This window comes from Variovorax sp. AB1(2024) (genome assembly GCF_037482385.2).
Lineage (GTDB): Bacteria > Pseudomonadota > Gammaproteobacteria > Burkholderiales > Burkholderiaceae_C > Variovorax.
On the sequence record NZ_JBBHKP020000001.1, the window covers coordinates 3,687,036 to 3,699,181 of the forward strand.

The 12,146-nt window shown below is 69.1% G+C and carries 12 protein-coding genes; 8 read left to right on the forward strand and 4 right to left on the reverse strand.

Going from position 1 to position 12,146, the window contains the following annotated elements:
* Positions 1-8: 8 nt before the first annotated feature.
* Positions 9-770 carry a FadR/GntR family transcriptional regulator gene (locus tag WIX39_RS17265; RefSeq protein WP_081271579.1) on the reverse strand — a complete coding sequence of 254 codons (762 nt, stop codon included), beginning with the start codon at positions 768-770 and terminating at the stop codon, positions 9-11.
* Between the two features lie 188 nt (positions 771-958).
* Here WIX39_RS17265 and WIX39_RS17270 point away from each other — a divergent pair, with 188 nt between their 5' ends.
* Genes WIX39_RS17270 through WIX39_RS17300 form a run of 7 tightly spaced genes read left to right on the forward strand, consistent with a single transcriptional unit; the run spans position 959 to position 6,290 of the window.
* A complete protein-coding gene (locus tag WIX39_RS17270) occupies positions 959-1,471 on the forward strand; it encodes a RidA family protein (RefSeq protein WP_106934536.1) in 513 nt (170 codons plus the stop codon).
* Between the two features lie 3 nt (positions 1,472-1,474).
* Positions 1,475-2,140: an amino acid ABC transporter permease gene (locus WIX39_RS17275; protein ID WP_081271577.1), complete on the forward strand. Its 666-nt coding sequence runs from the start codon at positions 1,475-1,477 to the stop codon at positions 2,138-2,140.
* Position 2,141: 1 nt separating this feature from the next.
* Positions 2,142-2,798: an amino acid ABC transporter permease gene (locus WIX39_RS17280; protein WP_106934535.1), complete on the forward strand. Its 657-nt coding sequence runs from the start codon at positions 2,142-2,144 to the stop codon at positions 2,796-2,798.
* Entirely contained in the window at positions 2,779-3,507 is a 729-nt protein-coding gene (locus tag WIX39_RS17285) for an amino acid ABC transporter ATP-binding protein (RefSeq protein WP_106934534.1), read from the forward strand. The genes WIX39_RS17280 and WIX39_RS17285 overlap by 20 nt, the downstream gene beginning before the upstream one ends.
* Positions 3,508-3,535: 28 nt before the next feature.
* Positions 3,536-4,312 carry a transporter substrate-binding domain-containing protein gene (locus WIX39_RS17290; RefSeq protein ID WP_205367046.1) on the forward strand — a complete coding sequence of 259 codons (777 nt, stop codon included), beginning with the start codon at positions 3,536-3,538 and terminating at the stop codon, positions 4,310-4,312.
* Complete coding sequence (locus tag WIX39_RS17295) at positions 4,309-5,334, forward strand: succinylglutamate desuccinylase/aspartoacylase family protein (RefSeq protein ID WP_106934532.1); 1,026 nt, start codon at positions 4,309-4,311, stop codon at positions 5,332-5,334. Before WIX39_RS17290 ends, WIX39_RS17295 begins: the two co-directional genes overlap by 4 nt.
* Positions 5,331-6,290, forward strand: a complete 960-nt coding sequence (locus tag WIX39_RS17300; protein ID WP_106934531.1) for a threonine ammonia-lyase — start codon at positions 5,331-5,333, stop codon at positions 6,288-6,290. The genes WIX39_RS17295 and WIX39_RS17300 overlap by 4 nt, the downstream gene beginning before the upstream one ends.
* Before the next feature lie 17 nt (positions 6,291-6,307).
* Here WIX39_RS17300 and WIX39_RS17305 read toward each other — a convergent pair whose 3' ends face one another.
* Positions 6,308-9,010, reverse strand: a complete 2,703-nt coding sequence (locus WIX39_RS17305; RefSeq protein ID WP_106934530.1) for a bifunctional acetate--CoA ligase family protein/GNAT family N-acetyltransferase — start codon at positions 9,008-9,010, stop codon at positions 6,308-6,310.
* A 122-nt stretch (positions 9,011-9,132) separates the two neighbouring features.
* Here WIX39_RS17305 and WIX39_RS17310 point away from each other — a divergent pair, with 122 nt between their 5' ends.
* The gene (locus WIX39_RS17310; RefSeq protein WP_205367050.1) at positions 9,133-9,627 is read left to right on the forward strand and encodes a protein tyrosine phosphatase; all 495 of its coding nucleotides are present in this window, start codon (positions 9,133-9,135) and stop codon (positions 9,625-9,627) included.
* Here WIX39_RS17310 and WIX39_RS17315 read toward each other — a convergent pair.
* Entirely contained in the window at positions 9,624-10,706 is a 1,083-nt protein-coding gene (locus WIX39_RS17315) for an alginate O-acetyltransferase AlgX-related protein (protein WP_205367052.1), read from the reverse strand. The two genes, WIX39_RS17310 and WIX39_RS17315, sit on opposite strands and share 4 nt — an antisense overlap.
* A 41-nt stretch (positions 10,707-10,747) precedes the next feature.
* Positions 10,748-12,142, reverse strand: coding sequence for an MBOAT family O-acyltransferase (locus WIX39_RS17320; RefSeq protein ID WP_205367054.1), 1,395 nt, complete (start codon positions 12,140-12,142; stop codon positions 10,748-10,750).
* Positions 12,143-12,146: the final 4 nt, after the last annotated feature.

Below are 12,146 nucleotides of genomic sequence, written 5' to 3' on the forward strand. Positions count from 1 at the left end.
CGCGGCGCCTAGCCGTAGACGCTGAGCGACGCGAGGATGCGCGTGAAGTACGCGTCGGCCAGCGCGGTCGCGCCCTTGGCGTCGCGTGCCTCGAGCGCGTCGACGATGGCGGTGAGCTCGCGCAGCGTCTGCTCGCGCACGATGGCACCCACCGGACCGTTGAGGTTGGAGCGCCCGTCGTACTGCACCGCGCGTCGGTCGGCCACCACCGCGTCGAACACCTGCATCAGGAAGCGGTTGCGCGTGGCGCGGAAGATTGCCTGGTGCACGCCGTAGATGCCTTCCTTGAAGGCGATCCACTGGTCGGCGTCGCGCACCACGGCCAGGTGGTGGCGCATGAGCGCGAAGTCATCGGCGTCGGCGCGCTGGGCCGACAGCGCCATCATGGCCGGCTCGAACAGCAGCCGGCCTTCGAGGATCTCGGTGTAGGTCGGCACGTCGCGGTGGTGGGCCGCCACGGGCAGGTCGGACTCGCTGAGCAGCTGCATCAGCGATTCCGCCAGGAAGGTGCCGCTGCCCACCTTGCGCTCCAGCAGGCCCTGCGCGCTCATCATGGCCAGCGCATGGCGCACCGTGCTGCGCGAGGTCTTGAACTGCTCCGACAGGTCGCGCTCGTTGGGCAGCTTGTCGCCGGGCTTGAGCACGCCGTCGCGGATCGACTGGAGGATGGCGCGGTAGACCTTCGAGGCGGTGGCCTTGTCCTGCGCGGCGATCCGGCCCGACAGGTCGGTGACCTCGATCAGGGGTTGCGAGACAGGCTTTGCATCCATGGTTTCAGAGTTCGCCAAAATGGTTGACCAATCACAATTAAGAATCTTAGAATGAATTCATTACGCAGTCATACGAGGCTGCGTTGTCTGGTTCCGGATTGGTTGACCAATCCGTCCGAAGCTGTTGATTTTCGTCGAAAGGTTGACCCTGCGCCGCCCCCGTGCGGCGCTGCGGTGAAGTGTTCTCAATGACCCTGGATTCCAACACGGCGCCGGCGGCCACGGCCCGCGGCCCCAGTCCCCGCCCCGAAGAGCGGCTCGCCGCGCTCGGCCTGGTGCTGCCGCCGCCACCGGCACCCGTCGCCAACTTCGTGGCCTGGCGCCGCACCGGCCCCTTGCTGTATCTCTCGGGCCAGGGTCCGCTGGAGGCGAACGGGCATCTGCACGTGGGCCGTGTCGGCGAGGAAGTGAGCATCGAGGCTGCCTACGCCCATGCGCGGCTCACCGGGCTGAACCTCCTGGCGGTGGCCAAGGCCGCGCTGGGCGACCTCGGGCGCGTGCGCAGCGTGGTGAAGCTGCTGGCTTTCGTGAATGCCTCGCCGGGCTTCGCGCATCACCCGAAGGTCATCAACGGCTGCTCCGACCTGTTCGTCGATGTGTTCGGCGACGAAGTGGGGCGCGGCGCGCGCTCGGCCATCGGCGCGGGTTCGCTGCCGGGCCACCAGACCGTCGAGGTCGAGGCCATCCTGGAAGTGGACTGAGCCATGGCCTACCAGTTCCAGTTCGACGCGCTCGCCCCCTACACCGGGCAACTGGTGGAAGGGCTGCTGCACACGCTGGGCTATGCCGCGTCGAGCATCGTGCTGGGCATGGCGATCGGCGTGGCGGGCTCGCTGGCGCTGGTGTACGGCGGCAAGCCGCTGCGCGGCGTGACGCGGGTGTATGTGGAGTTCTTCCGCAACACGCCGGCGCTGGTGCAGCTCTTTCTCATCTACTTCGGCCTGCCCAACCTGGGCATACGGCTGGAGGCGCCCGTGGCGGGCGTGATTTCGCTGGCGCTGTACTGCGGCGCCTACATGGTCGAGGTGTTCCGCTCGGGGCTGATGTCGGTGCCGCGCGGCCTGTCGGAAGCCGGCGCCGCGCTCGGGCTGCGGCCGCGGCAGGTGCTGGTGCACGTGCTCTTCGTGCCGGCGCTGCGCAACGTGTTTCCCTCGCTCGCGAGCCAGATGGTGCTCACGCTCATCGGCACCAGCCTCATCTCGCAGATCGGGGTGGAAGACATCTTCCATGCCGGCAGCTTCATCGACTCGCGCACCTTCCGCAGCTTCGAGGTCTACCTCGTGATCTGCGCGATGTACTTCGTGGCGGTGCAGGCGCTGCGCGTGATCCTCGGCTTCGTGCAGCGCCGCCTGTTCGGCAAGGAGGGCTGAGATGCGCGGACTTTCCGTTGCCGACCTCTGGCTCATCCTGGGCGCGATCCGCTGGACCGCCGCGCTGGCCGTCACCGCGTTCTCCGTCGGCGCGGTGATCGCGCTCGGCGTGGCCGTCGCGCGCACTTCGCGGCTGCCTTGGCTGCGCGTGCTGGCGCGCATCTACACGGAGCTTGTGCAGGGTACGCCGCTGCTGGGCGTGCTGTTCCTGCTGTACTTCGGCGTGCCGATGCTGCTGGGCATCGAGATCAACGCCTTCATGGCCGCTGCGGCCGCGTTCTCGCTGTCGGCCGGTGCGTTCCTCGGCGACATCTGGCGCGGCGCCATCGAATCGGTGCCCAAGGGCCAGTGGGAGGCCGCCTCCTGCGTGGGCCTGCGCCGCTGGCAGGTCATGCGGCACGTGGTGTGGCCGCAAGCTTTTCGCGTGGCGCTGGGGCCCACGGTGAGCTACCTGGTGCAGCTCATCAAGAACACCTCGCTGGCCGCGCTCGTCGGGCTGGTCGAGCTCACGCGATCGGGCCAGATCGTCGCCGGCTCCACGTTGGCGCACCTGCCTGTCTTCTGCGGCGTGGCCCTGTGCTACTTCGCCATCTGCTACCCGCTGGCCCGGCTGGCACTCTCTCTGGAAGGACGCATGAATGCCGCTCGTGCTCATTGAATCGGTCGAAAAGCACTTCGGCGACAACCATGTGCTGCGGGGCGTGTCCACCGAAGTGGCCAAGGGCGACATCGTGGCGCTCGTGGGCCGCAGCGGCTCGGGCAAGAGCACGCTGCTGCGCTGCGTGAACGGGCTGGAGACCATCAGCGCGGGGCGCATCGTGGTCGACGGCGTGGATGTGCAGTCGCCCGACACCGACCTGGCCCTGCTGCGCCGCCGCGTGGGCATGGTGTTCCAGAGCTTCAACCTCTTTCCGCACCTGTCGGCCGCGGCCAACGTGACGCTGGCGCCGGTGCTGACCAGGAAGATCGCCAAGGGCGAGGCGCGCGACCTGGCCAGGCGCATGCTGGAGCGCGTGGGCCTGGGCCACAAGCTCGACGCCATGCCCTCTCAGTTGTCGGGCGGCCAGCAGCAGCGCGTGGCCATCGCGCGGGCGCTGGCCATGTCGCCGCAGCTGATGCTGTTCGACGAAGCCACTTCCGCGCTCGACCCCGAACTGGTCGGCGAGGTGCTGCGCGTGATGGAAGACCTGGCGCGCGACGGCATGACCATGATGGTCGTCACGCACGAGATGGCTTTCGCGCGCCGCGTGGCCTCCGAGGTGCTCTTCATGAACCAGGGCCGCATCTGGGAGCGCGGCACGCCGGAGCGCATGTTCGGCAGCCCGCAGACCCCCGAATTCCAGCAGTTTGTCCAATCCGTCGTCTGATCTCTTTCGTCTTCCCCAAGGAGCTTCCATGTTCAAAATGAAAACCCTGTTCGCCGCCGCGCTGGTCTGCGCCGCTCCCTTGCTCGCGCATGCCGACAAGCTCGCGGACATCAAGGCCAAGGGCACGATCCGCATCGCCACGACCATCGACGCCGCCCCCTGGGGCTTCACCGACGCGGCCGGCAAGCCCACGGGCCTGGACGTGGAACTGGCCGAGAACGTGGCCAAGGCCATGGGCGTGAAGCTCGAGCTGCAGCAGGTGACCGGCGCCAACCGCATTCCCTACCTGCTGTCGAACAAGGTCGACGTGGTGATCGCGGCGCTGGGCAGCTCGCCCGAGCGCGCCAAGCAGGTCGCCTTCTCCAAGCCCTATGCGGCGGTGTACCTGGGCGTGTACGGCGGCAAGGGCATTCCCAAGTTCGCCAAGCTGAGCGAGCTCGCGGGCCAGACCGTGGCGGTGCCCAAGGGCTCGACGCCCGACCTGTCGCTGAGCGAACTGGCGCCCGGCGCCAAGCTGATCCGCCTGGAAGACACGGCCTCGACCATCTCGGCCTTCCTGTCGGGCCAGGCGCCGCTGTTCGCCGAGAACAACTTCATCGCCCAGAAGGTGGCCGATGAGAACCCCGCCAAGGGCATCGAGATGAAGTCGCTGATCCGCATCAGCCCCGCCTACATGGCCGTGCAGCCCAGCGAAACCGCGCTGCTGGCCGAGATGAACAAGATCATCGACGCCAAGGCCGCCGACGGCAGCCTTGCGGCGCTGCGCCTGAAGTGGTTCAAGGACGAGCAGAAAGAAGTGAAGTGAGCCAGCCGCGTCCTTCCACCGTTTTCACGGACATCGATTGGGCCAGGCCCGGCAAGCAGGTCGGCCATGCGTGGCTGCCGTACTCGGGGCATGAGGATGCCTGGGGCGCGGTCGCGCTGCCGCTGGCCGTCATCGGCAATGGCGACGGGCCGACCGTGCTGGTCACCGGCGCCATCCATGGCGACGAGTACGAAGGCCCGATCGTCATCAACGAGCTGATCCGCACGCTCGACGCCGCGCAGGTCAAGGGCCGCCTGATCCTGATGCCCGCGGCCAACGCGCCGGCATTGCGCGCGGCCTCGCGCGTGAGCCCGCTCGACGGCAAGAACCTGGCGCGCGTGTTCCCGGGCGACCCCTTCGGCACGCCGACCGAGCAGATCGCCGCGTTCATCCACGACGTGCTGTTTCCCAGGTGCGACGCGTATGTCGACCTGCACGCGGGCGGCAGTTCGCTGTTCATCGAGGAGAGCGCGCAAGTGGTGGTCACGCCCACGCTGGCGCCCGAAGTGCGCGAGCGCGCCGAGGACATGGCGCGCTGGTTCGGCGCCAGGTTCACCGTGATCACCGACAACATGGGCGATCCGCGCACCAGCTGCGGCGCAGCGGCTCACCTGGGCCTGGCGGCGATCGCAGCCGAGATGGGCGAGAACGGCAGCGTGTCGCCCAAGGGTGTGAAGCGCACGCGCGAGTGCCTGTCGCGCGTGCTGGCACGGCTGGGCGTGGTGCCCGCCGAGCTGCCGGCCACGCCGCCGGCGAGCCGCCGCGTGCACATCGTGCCGGACGGCGGCAACCTGCTGTCGCCGGGCGACGGCTACTTCGAGCCGCTGCACCAACTCGGCGACACGGTGGCCGCCGGCGAGCTGGCCGGCTACCTGCACCTGCTGACCGAGCCCGCGCTGGCGCCGCGCGAAGTGCGCTTCGCCAAGGGCGGCACGGTGTATTCGCAGCGCACCTTCGGCATCGTGAAGCAGGGCAACAACCTGTGCGTGCTGGTCGAAGACGAGGAAGGCGCTGCCGCATGAGCGAGAACACCACCCCGATCACGCTGGACGACTACCGCGCGGCCCATGCCCGCGTGCGGCCCTACATCCGCCACACGCCGCTGGTCGATGCGCACCCCTGGGTGCCCGGCGGCGCGGCGCAGGTGCGCTTCAAGGCCGAGTGCAACCAGGTCACCGGCTCCTTCAAGGCGCGCGGCGCTTTCAACCGCGTGCTCAATCTGTCGCACGACGTGCGCAGGCAGGGGCTGGCCACCGCGTCGGGCGGCAACTTCGGCGCGGCCGTGGCCTACGTCGGCAAGACGCTGGGCCTGCCGGCCAACGTGTTCGTGATGAACACCAGCACGCCGATCACGCGGGCGCGCATCGAGAGCCACGGCGCCAGGCTCACCGTGCACGGCGACTTCTGGGACCAGAGCTGGGACGCCGCCGGCGCCAACGTGGCCGAGCACGGCGGCGCGCTGCTGCATCCGTATGCCGACCGCGACGTGGTGATCGGGCAGGGCACGACCGCGCTGGAAATCATCGATGAATGGCCCGAGGTCGAGACGCTGGTGGTGTCCATCGGCGGCGGCGGCCTGCTCGCGGGCATTGCGCAGGCGGCCAAGCTGCTCAAGCCGTCGATCCGCGTCATCGGCGTGGAAGCGGCGGGCTGCCCCACGCTCCACACCTGCCGCAAGGAAGGCCGCATCGTGAAGCTGGAGAACGTGAAGACGCGCGTGCCCATCCTCGCGGCGCGCTCGACCGAGCCCTTGAACTTCGAGCTGATCGAGAAGTACGTCGACGAGATCGTGCTGGTCGATGAAGAAGTCATCGAGGACGCGGCCCGTTCCGCCTGGCAGCACGCGGGACTGGCCATCGAGCTGGGCGCGGCCACCGCGCTGGCGGCCGTGAGCCAGCGCTGCTTCGAGCGCCGCGACGAAGAGAAAATCGCCGTCGTGCTGTGCGGCAGCGGCAGCGACGGCATGCCCAAGGCCTGAACAGGCTGCCTGCCGCGCTACAGCATGTACGTCACGAGCTTGAAGTCCGGATCCTCCGGGAAGGACTTCACCGTGAACCCCAGCCTGCGCACCAGCTTGAGCATGTCGGGGTTGTTGGCGAGCACCAGCCCGTCGATTTCGGAAAGGCCCTTGTCGCGCGCCACGTCGATGATGCTTTCCATCAGCCGCGAGCCGATGCCCTTGCCGCTGAACTCGTCGGCCACCACCAGCGAGAACTCGCAGCTGGTCTGGTCGGGGTTGGTGATGTAGCGCGACACGCCCACGATGCGCTCGCTCTCGAGCACCGTGCCTTCGGGCGACACGCTGCGCTCCATCACCACCGCCACCAGCGCCATCTCGCGGTCGTAGTCGATCAGCGTGAAGCGCGACAGCATCGACGGCGGCAGCTCGTGGAAGCGCGAGACGAAGCGGAACCAGCGGCTCTCGGGCGACAGGCCCTGCACCAGCGCCTGCAGCATCTGCGCGTCGTTGGGGTGCACCGGCCGCACGATGTAGATGCCGCCACCCGGCAGCGGCCATTCGCGCCGGTAGCGCGCGGGGTACGGCATGATGGCCAGGTGGTGGTAGCCGTTGGCCGCATTGCCCAGCTGGCCCGACACCGCCTGCGTGCTGCTGTCGACCACGATGCGCGCATCGACCGAGATGGCGCCCGACTCGTCAACGATGATGGGGTTAATGTCCATCTCGCGCAGCTCGGGCAGCTCGCACACCATTTCCGACACGCGCAGCAGCACGTGCTCCAGCGCCTCCATGTCCACCGCGCTGGCGCCGCGCCATTCGCCCAGGGTTTCGGCCACGCGGGAGCGTTCGATGAGCCGGCGCGCCAGGAACTGGTTGAGCGGCGGCAGCTCCATGGCGCGGTCGTTCAGCAGCTCGATCATGGTGCCGCCCGCGCCGAACACGATGACGGGGCCGAATGGCTGGTCGGTCACCAGGCCCACGTAGATTTCTCGGCCGCGCCGCGCGCGCACCATCTTCTGCACGGTCACGCCGTTGATGCGCGCCTCGGGCGCCAGGCGTGCCACGCGTTCCATCATCTCGACGTAGGTGTCGCGCGCGCTGGTGCCGTTCATCACGTTGAGCGCCACGCCTTCGACGTCGGACTTGTGCGGGATGTCGGGCGAATCGATCTTCAGCGCCACCGGGAAGCCCAGTTGCGTGGCGATCATCATGGCCTCGTTGGCACTGCGCGCCAGCAAGGTGCGGGTGATGGGAATGTGGAACGACGACAGCAGCGACTTCGACTCCATCTCCGTCAGCACGCGGCGCCGCTCGGCCAGCACGCTTTCGATCAGCAGGCGCGCGCCTTCGATGTCGGGCTTGGCCAGCGCCGACAGCGGCGGCGGCGTCTGCTGCAGCAACTGCTGGTTCTGGTAGAAGGCCGCGATGTTGCCGAAGGCGCCCACGGCCGCCTCCGGCGTGCGAAAGCTGGGAATGGTGGCCTCGGCCAGCACCGCGCGCGCCTTGCCCACCGACGAGTCGCCCATCCAGCAGGCCAGCAGCGGCTTGTTCATGGGGCGCGGAATGTCGGCCAGCGCCTTGGCGGTGGCCGCGGCATCGGCGCCGGCCTTGGGCGAGAAGATGGCGAGCACCCCGTCGACCTGGCTGTCGGCCGAGGCCGCGTCGATGGCTGCGCGGTAGTGCGCGGGCTGCGCGTCTTCCGAAAGATCGATGAGGTCGGTCAATGAAGCGAGCGGCGGCAGCGACGGCAGCATCAACTTCTGCACGGGCGCGGAGAGCTTGCCCAGGTCGAGCCCGATCTCGTTGATCCAGTCGGCCGCCAGCACGCCGGGGCCGCCGCCGTTGGTGACCACCGCCAGCCGCTTGCCCACCGGCCGGTAGCGCGAGGCCAGGCACTTGGCCGCCGAGAACAGCTCGACGAAGGAGCGCACCCGCACCGCGCCCGCGCGGCGCAGCGCGGCGTCGAACACGTCGTCGCTGCCCACGATGGCGGCGCTGTGCGTCTGCGCGGCTTCGTTGCCCGCCGGCTTGCGGCCGGCCTTGAGCACCACCACCGGCTTGGCATGCGAGGCCGAGCGCAGCGCGCTCATGAAGCGGCGCGCGTCGGCGATGCCTTCGAGGTACACGATGATGCTGTGGGTGGCCCGGTCGTTGGCCAGGAAGTCGAGCACCTGCGGAATGTCGACCGAGGTGTGCGGGCCCAGCGACACCACGCTGGAAAACCCGACGCCGTTCTGCCGCGCCCAGTCGAGCATCGACGCGGTGAGCGCGCCCGACTGCGACACCAGCGCCAGCGGCCCGGTGCTGGCGAGGGGGCCGGCCACGCTGGCGTTCAGATGCAGCGGCGGGCGCTGGAAGCCCAGCGAGTTGGGCCCGAGCAGGTGCACGCCTTCGCGCTTTGCGATCTTGCGCCACTGGGCCGCCTGGTCGGCGCTGATGCCGCTGGAAATGACAACCGCGGCCGTGCAGCCGATGCGGCCCGCGATCTCCAGTGCGGCGGCCACGTCGCGCGGTGCGAGGGCGATCAGCGCCAGGTCGGCATGGGTCTGGGCCAGTTCTTCGAGCGTGCCCTTGGTACGCACGTCCAGGAAGCGCAGCGTGCCGTCGAATCGGTCGGCGCGGAAGGCTTCGCGCAGCGTGCGGCCGGCCGGCGTCTGGCCGCCGGGGTCGTCGGCGTGGCCGACGAAGGCCACGATGGAGGCCGGGGCGAAGAGCGGATTCAGGAAATGCTTGTCCATGCCCCCAAGTCTGCACCGTTCGGGGGCGGGTGTGCGCGGCGGGCGGAGAACTCGCGAGGATTTTCCATCGGACCGGCATGCCCCGTCGCCGCGCAGGCGGCGCCTCGCTATAGTCAAGGGTCATGCAAAAACGAATCGGCGTGGTCTTCGTCTCTCGGCGAAATTCACTGCGCAGCATCCTGGCGGAAGCATGCCTCTCGCACCTAGACCCCAAGCGGTTCTCGGTCTCTTCCTGCGGTCAGCCCGGGCATGTCGGGCGCGAGTTTCATCCCGCGGCCATCGGCGCTCTTCATAGCGCCAGCATTCCAGTTCCGCAGAGGCAGCCGCGCAGCTGGGACGAGTTGGTGCGGACCCACCCCTCCGGCGCGGATTTCGTCATCACCCTGGATGCGGGCACCGAGTCGCTGCAACCCCCGTGGCCCGGCCAGCCCGATGCGGCGCTGTGGTCCTACCCGGACGTTGCGGCCGAGACCGACCCCGAGCAAGTCGCTCATGCGGCGGTGCAGATGCTGTTCTCGCTGCGCCGCCGGCTCGAGCTGCTGGTGAGCCTGCCGATGCAGGGCGTCGACCGCGCGGCGGTGCGCTCCGACGTGCGCGACCTGGGCTACATGCGCTAGCGTCCGCGGCCCGCGAAGGGCTGGCGCATCCACTGCCGCTCGGCCTCCGCGATGGGCGATTCGAGCGCCCGTTCGGGCACTTCCCAGACGATGGCGCGCGGCGGGTTGTCCGCGAAAGCCGGTCCCGGAAAGTAGCGCCGCGCGGCGCCGGAAAAATCGCCCCCGTCCATCGCGAAATCGGCGACCAGCGACTGGCCGGCGAGCTGAAGAAAGGGCAGGAAGTTGGCGCGCCGCGAAAACGAACTGCCGATCAGCACGATGGAAGGCAGTGCGGTATTGCCGAACAGGTCGGTGCTCTCGTTGCGTGTCTCGACGGTCGATTGCCAGCCGGTGTCGGGCGCGGGCTTCAGCGACGACGGCAGGCCGTCGATGCCCGCCAGGCGCACCAGGTCGCCCCATTCGGTGACGGTCTTGCGCGATGCGACCACGGAAGGCACCGGCGTGGCGTCGAGCACCTGCATGCGCCGAAGGCGCTCGGCCACGGCTTGCGCGGCCAGTTGGCTGCCGTGCTCGGTCCAGTGCGTGTCGGTTTTGAGGAAGGGCGCGGGCGATGCACCCGCGAGCACCGGTGCCAGGTCGAGCACGGGCACGTTCGCGGCATCTAGCATGGCCGTCCATTCGCGCACACGGCCTTCGAGTTCGGGCGGGCGCCGCAGCCGGCCCAAGTGTTGGCTTTCGATCCGGCTCTTGTCGGGCACGACCACCACCAGCAGCGCAATGCGCCGTGCAGCCAGCGCGCGGGCGATGTCCGCGACGGTGGCGGCACGGTCACGCGCATTCGCAGCGCGGCCGGGGTGAACGCGCAGTTCCTCGTCGAGGAAGAGCCAGTCGCCTTCGCCCCGATGCACCTCCGCGCCGAGATCGCCCAGCAGCAGCCAGCTTGCCTCGCGCTGGTAGCGCGCGAGCGTTTCGGTCAGCGGCGTCGTGACCAGCGTCTTCGTCAGCGCGCGCCGGGCTGCGGCATCGTCCAGCAGCGAAGCGCCGGCATGAGCCAGCGCGCCGGGCATGTTCGGCAAGCTCGCGACGAACGCCGCACCCAGCGACGCGACCAGCACGCCCGCCGTCGTCCAGCGGAGCATTCCACGCAGTCGACGGTTGGTGCGCGCTGTTGCCATGCCCATCAGAACTGGAAGTAGAGGAAAGGCACCGTGCCGCGGCTCGACACCAGCGCGAGCGAAAGCAGGAAACCGGCGATCGGCGCCAGCGTCGCGAGCACCGCGCCGCCATTGCCCGCATGCCGCCGCGCGCCGACCAGGGCCGGCGCGAGCACCCAGGCGATGCCCAGCAGATAGGCCAGCACCACCGGCAGCCGCAGCATGTTGGACAGCGCCGCCCCTAGTGCCACGCCATGCGCGCCGAACTGGCCGGCCAGCATGTCGCAGGCGACCGCGAAGTCGGGCGCGCGGAACAGCGTCCAGCCCAGCATCACGAACAGCATGGTCGCGGCGTGCGCGAGCGGCGCGGGCAGGCCCAGCCCGCGCGCGCGGCACAGGTGCACCACGCTCAGGCCAATGCCCTGCGCCAGGCCCCAGTACAGGAAGTTCCAGCTGTCCGCGCCGTGCCAGAGCCCGCCGATGGCCATCGTCAGCATCAGGTTCAGCACCGTGCGCCGGGTGCCCTTGCGGCTGCCGCCGAGCGGCACGTAGAGGTAGTCGCGCAGCCAGGACGACAGCGAGATATGCCAGCGCCGCCAGAACTCCGCCAGGTTGCGCGCGAGGTAGGGCCGGTCGAAGTTCTCGGGAAACCGAAAGCCCAGCATCGCGCCGATGCCGATGGCCATCGCGCTGTAGCCCGCGAAGTCGAAGAACAGCTGCAGCGTGTAGGCCAGGCAGCCGAGCCAGGCATCGGCCAGGCTGGGGTGCGCGGCCGAAAACACATGCTCCACCACCGGCGAGAGCGTGTCCGCCACCAGCACCTTCATCGCCATGCCGATCATGAAGCGGCGCGCGCCCGTGGCGAATTCCGAAGCATGCACGGCGCGGTGCGCCAGGCGCTGGCGCACCCAGTCGTAGCGGATGATCGGCCCCGCGACGAGGTGGCCGAACATCGCCAGGTAGGTCGCGAAGTCGATGGGCCGGCGCTCCGCCGGAAACTTGCCGCGATGCACGTCGACCAGATAGGAGATCGCCTGCAGCACGGTGAACGACAGTCCGATGGGCAGCGCGATGCGTTGCCATTCCATCGGCATGGCGCCGGCATGCGCCAGGGCCGCGTTGAAAGTCTCGACCACGATGTTGGCGTACTTGAACCAGGCCAGCACGCCGAGGTTCAGCACGATGAACGCCACCAGCATGCCGCGCCGCCCCGGCCCCGCGCGCTCGACCAGCAGCCCGCCCGCCCATGCCAGCGCCGTGAGCGCAATGAACAGCAGCAGGAACAGCGGGCTCCACCAGCCGTAGAACAGCCAACTGGAGAGCAGCAGCAGCGTGTTCTTCGCGCGCGCCGGCGTCAGCGCATACAGCAGCAGGAACGCCGGCAGAAAGACCGAGAGGAATTCGAGCGATGCGAAAACCACGGCC

Coding starts and splice junctions, on each gene's coding strand:
- WIX39_RS17265 (WP_081271579.1), bottom strand. CDS start 770: ATGGATGCAAAGCCTGTCTCGCAACCCCTGATCGAGGTCACCGACCTG.
- WIX39_RS17270 (WP_106934536.1), top strand. CDS start 959: ATGACCCTGGATTCCAACACGGCGCCGGCGGCCACGGCCCGCGGCCCC.
- WIX39_RS17275 (WP_081271577.1), top strand. CDS start 1,475: ATGGCCTACCAGTTCCAGTTCGACGCGCTCGCCCCCTACACCGGGCAA.
- WIX39_RS17280 (WP_106934535.1), top strand. CDS start 2,142: ATGCGCGGACTTTCCGTTGCCGACCTCTGGCTCATCCTGGGCGCGATC.
- WIX39_RS17285 (WP_106934534.1), top strand. CDS start 2,779: ATGCCGCTCGTGCTCATTGAATCGGTCGAAAAGCACTTCGGCGACAAC.
- WIX39_RS17290 (WP_205367046.1), top strand. CDS start 3,536: ATGTTCAAAATGAAAACCCTGTTCGCCGCCGCGCTGGTCTGCGCCGCT.
- WIX39_RS17300 (WP_106934531.1), top strand. CDS start 5,331: ATGAGCGAGAACACCACCCCGATCACGCTGGACGACTACCGCGCGGCC.
- WIX39_RS17305 (WP_106934530.1), bottom strand. CDS start 9,010: ATGGACAAGCATTTCCTGAATCCGCTCTTCGCCCCGGCCTCCATCGTG.
- WIX39_RS17310 (WP_205367050.1), top strand. CDS start 9,133: ATGCAAAAACGAATCGGCGTGGTCTTCGTCTCTCGGCGAAATTCACTG.
- WIX39_RS17315 (WP_205367052.1), bottom strand. CDS start 10,706: ATGCTCCGCTGGACGACGGCGGGCGTGCTGGTCGCGTCGCTGGGTGCG.